A 3,493-nucleotide genomic window follows, 5' to 3' on the forward strand; every position below is an offset into this window, starting at 1 on the left:
GCCGCGCGGCAGCGCGCGCCGGCCGCCGCCTGCTGCCGACCCCGGAACATAAGAAACATGCCTCTCTGGATTGCGCTCAACGCCCTGTGCTTTCAGGGCCGCCCGCCGGCACAGTCTTCGAACCCTTGCGCGCCATCGGCGCCTGCAGCCCCTAAGCGGCAGGCCGGGCCCACCGGACCCGCGCCGCCGCGTGCAAACGCAGGTGCGCATGCCGGCCGCCGTGGCGCCGGTGGCGTCCCCTCCGGCACGGCCAGCACGTCCGTCCCATGATTTCTATAATGGCGGTTTCGTTCGCCATTGCAGGAGGTATTCGTCCCATGCGCCATTGATGCTGCCGCTGTCCCAGCGGCCCGCTTTTCCCGACCCTGCCCACCGCACGCGCAATGCATGCAAAGCGGCAAGGAACTGCGTTGGCATCCATGAACCGCGATATGACGAATACCACGATCACGCTCGACGGCGTTTCCTGCGTGCTGCCCGATGGCAGCCCCCTTTTCTCCGATCTTTCCGAAACCCTCGACCACCGCCGCACCGGCCTGGTGGGGCGCAACGGCGTGGGCAAGTCGCGGCTGGCGCGCATCCTGGCCGGGCTGGATGCGCCCTCGCAGGGCCGCTGCCTGCGCTCGGGGCAGGTGCTGTACCTGGCCCAGCGCACGGACTGGCACGACCAGCCTTCGGTGGCGGCGCTGGCCGGGCTGCAGCCTGCACTGGATGCGCTGGCGCGCATCGAGGCCGGCAGCTGCGATGCCCGGGACTTCGAGCGGCTGGCCGACCGCTGGGATCTGCGCCAGCGCCTGCAGGCCCAGCTGGAGCTGGCGGGCCTGGGCCATCTGCGTGCCGATACGCCGGGCCACGCCCTCAGCGGCGGCGAGGCCATGCGCGTGGCCCTGGCGGGCGCGCTGCTGTCGGGCGCCGACCATCTGGTGCTGGACGAGCCCAGCAACCACCTGGACCGCGAAAGCCGCCAGGCCCTGGCCGCGCAACTGCAGCGCTGGCCCGGTGGCCTGGTCGTGGTCAGCCATGACCGCAGTCTGCTGCAGGGCATGGAACGCATCGTGGAGCTGTCGCCGCAGGGGCTTCGCAGCTACGGCGGCGGCTACGCCTTCTATGCCGAAGCCAAGGCGCGCGAGATGGCCTCGGCGGTGCAACTGCTGGAGCAGCGCAAGCTGGAGCGCCGCCGCGAAACGCAGCAGCTGCGCGAGCAGCAGGAGCGCCAGCAGCGCCGCGAGGCACGCGGCCGCCGCCAGGGCCAGGAGGCCAACCAGGCGCGCATTCTGCTGGACCGACAAAAGGAGCGCAGCGAGGCGTCGGCCGGCCGGCTGCGCCGCCAGCATGCAGACACGCGCGAGGCGCTGGACCAGCGCGTGCGCGAGGCGGCGCGCCAGATCGACCTGCAGGCCGGCATCCGCATGCAGGCGCCGCCACCGGCCGGTGCTCCCTGCGACGTGGTGGCGCTGCTGGACGATGTGCTGCTGCCGTTTTCGCTTTCCACGGGGCCGCGCCTGAACCTGTCTCTGTACGGCGGCCAGCGCCTGGCCGTGACCGGTCCCAACGGCTGCGGCAAGACGCGCCTGCTCGATTTGCTGTCGGGCCGCCTTGCGCCCCAGGCGGGCGAGGTGCGCCGCATGCAGGCCTGTGCCTACCTGGACCAGCGCCTGTCCCTGTTGCAGCCCGGGCGCACGGTGATGGAGCAGTTGCAGGACGCCTGCCCCGGCACCCCCGTGGATGTGTTGCGCACGCGCCTGGCCTGGCTCGGGCTGGCGGCCCGGCAGGTGGAGCAGCCCGTGGGCCGGCTCAGCGGCGGCGAGCAGCTCAAGGCTGCCCTGGCCTGCGCGCTGCATGCCGAGCCGCCCGCGCCCCTGCTCCTGCTGGACGAGCCCTGCAACCACCTGGACCTGCCTTCCCTGCAGGCGCTGGAGGCCATGCTGCGCGGCTACGCCGGCACGCTGGTCGTGGTCTCGCATGACGAGGATTTTCTGCAGGCCATCGGTTTGACCGACCGCCTGGTGTGGTCGCCGCAGGGCTGGCGAATGGAGCCCGCCTAGCTTTCCTGCGCTATCAGCGCCTGCAGTGCGCGCACATCGGTCACCAGCAGCGCCTGGCGCCCCTCCTTGCGCAGCAGGCCGCGCCGGGTGAGGGCGCCCAGCTCGCGCGTGACCTGCTCGCGGTTGGTGCTGATCTTGCTGGCCAGCACCGAGTGCGAAGGCACGGGGCAGATGAGGGCCGTGTGCTCGGGCGAGACGCCCGCCTCCCGCGCCAGGCGCAGCAGCTCCATGTGCAGGCGCGTGGGCACGCCCAGGGTGCTCAGTTCCATGACGCGGTCCGTCAGCCGGCGCACCAGGCCGGCCAGGCCCTCCATCATGCGCAGGGCGATGGCGGGCTCGCGCGCCAGCAGGGCCAGGAAGTCCTGGCGCGAGAGGCTGGCCAGCAGCGAGGATTCCAGGGTGACCACATCGGTGGAGCGGGCCTGGCCGTCAATGGCCGCCAGGTCGCCGAAGTGCTCGCCGGGCCCGTAGTCGCGGAAGCTGACCTCGCGCCCGCCCGGCGAGTAGGTGGTGATGCGCACGCGCCCGCTGACCAGGAAGAACACGTCGCTGCCCGTGGAGCAGCGGCTGAACACGGGCTGGCGGGCCTGCAGCGGGCGCCATTCGCAGTCGGCGGCGATGCGGTCCAGGCTGGCGCTGCCCAGGCCCTCGAACAGGGCGATGCCGCGCAGGGCGAAACTGGAGGGCTGGGTGGGGTGGGCCATGGAACCAATAGCGGGCGTAAGGTACAAAGATTCTGGATCGGCCAGGCCCGGCCTAAGTTCCTTCAAGCTGCCGTTCTTGCGGTCTTCTCCTGTCTTCTTCCGCCGTCGGGCGCATCATCGCTTTCCATGGCCCGTGTCCCTCATCCGGTTCTGCCGGCTCTGCCGTCCCTGCGCAGCCTCCACTGGTCCACCGGCCTGGTGCTGTGGACCTATGCGGCGCTGCACCTGTCCAATCACGCCCTGGGCCTGGTCTCGCTGGGCACGGCCGAGGCCGTGCGCGAGGGGGTCCACGGCGTGTGGCGATCCCTGCCCGGCAGCCTGCTGCTCTACGGCGCGCTGGCCGTGCACATGGGGCTGGCGCTGCAGGCGCTGGCGCGGCGGCGCAGCCTGCGCATGCCGGCGCTGGAGGCCGTGCGGCTGCTGCTGGGACTGGGCCTGCCGCTGCTGCTGGCCCTGCACGTGCCGGCCACGCGGCTGGCACAGGAGGCCTGGGGCGTGGACCCCTCGTATGCGCGCATCGTGCGTTCTTCCTGGAATCCGTCCAGCATGGCCATCCAGCTGCTGCTGATGACGGCTGCCTGGACCCATGGCTGCATGGGCCTGCACATGGCCCTGCGTGCGCGTGGCTGGTGGCGGCGCTGGCAGCCGCTGCTGCTCACGGCCGCCGTGCTGCTGCCCGTGCTGGCGGCGCTGGGCATCGTCTCCATGGCGCGCGAGATCGCGGCAGCCGGCCTGCCAGCGCCG

Annotated in this window: 2 protein-coding genes and 1 pseudogene; 2 read left to right on the forward strand and 1 reads right to left on the reverse strand. The window is 71.9% G+C overall.

All coding sequences use genetic code 11. From position 1 onward, the window contains the following. Positions 1-419: 419 nt before the first annotated feature. The gene (locus ACM14_RS30060; RefSeq protein WP_065348164.1) at positions 420-2,045 is read left to right on the forward strand and encodes an ABC-F family ATP-binding cassette domain-containing protein; all 1,626 of its coding nucleotides are present in this window, start codon (positions 420-422) and stop codon (positions 2,043-2,045) included. Here the strand turns inward: ACM14_RS30060 and ACM14_RS30065 are convergent. Further along, positions 2,042-2,749 carry a Crp/Fnr family transcriptional regulator gene (locus ACM14_RS30065; RefSeq protein ID WP_065348165.1) on the reverse strand — a complete coding sequence of 236 codons (708 nt, stop codon included), beginning with the start codon at positions 2,747-2,749 and terminating at the stop codon, positions 2,042-2,044. The genes ACM14_RS30060 and ACM14_RS30065 overlap by 4 nt on opposite strands. Before the next feature lie 126 nt (positions 2,750-2,875). Between ACM14_RS30065 and ACM14_RS30070 the strand changes: the two are divergent. Continuing rightward, positions 2,876-3,493: pseudogene (locus tag ACM14_RS30070) on the forward strand (adenylate/guanylate cyclase domain-containing protein); the annotation flags it as partial.

The organism is Delftia sp. JD2, from assembly GCF_001682645.1.
Classification (GTDB): domain Bacteria; phylum Pseudomonadota; class Gammaproteobacteria; order Burkholderiales; family Burkholderiaceae_C; genus Comamonas; species Comamonas acidovorans.

Coding starts and splice junctions, on each gene's coding strand:
- ACM14_RS30060 (WP_065348164.1), top strand. CDS start 420: ATGAACCGCGATATGACGAATACCACGATCACGCTCGACGGCGTTTCC.
- ACM14_RS30065 (WP_065348165.1), bottom strand. CDS start 2,749: ATGGCCCACCCCACCCAGCCCTCCAGTTTCGCCCTGCGCGGCATCGCC.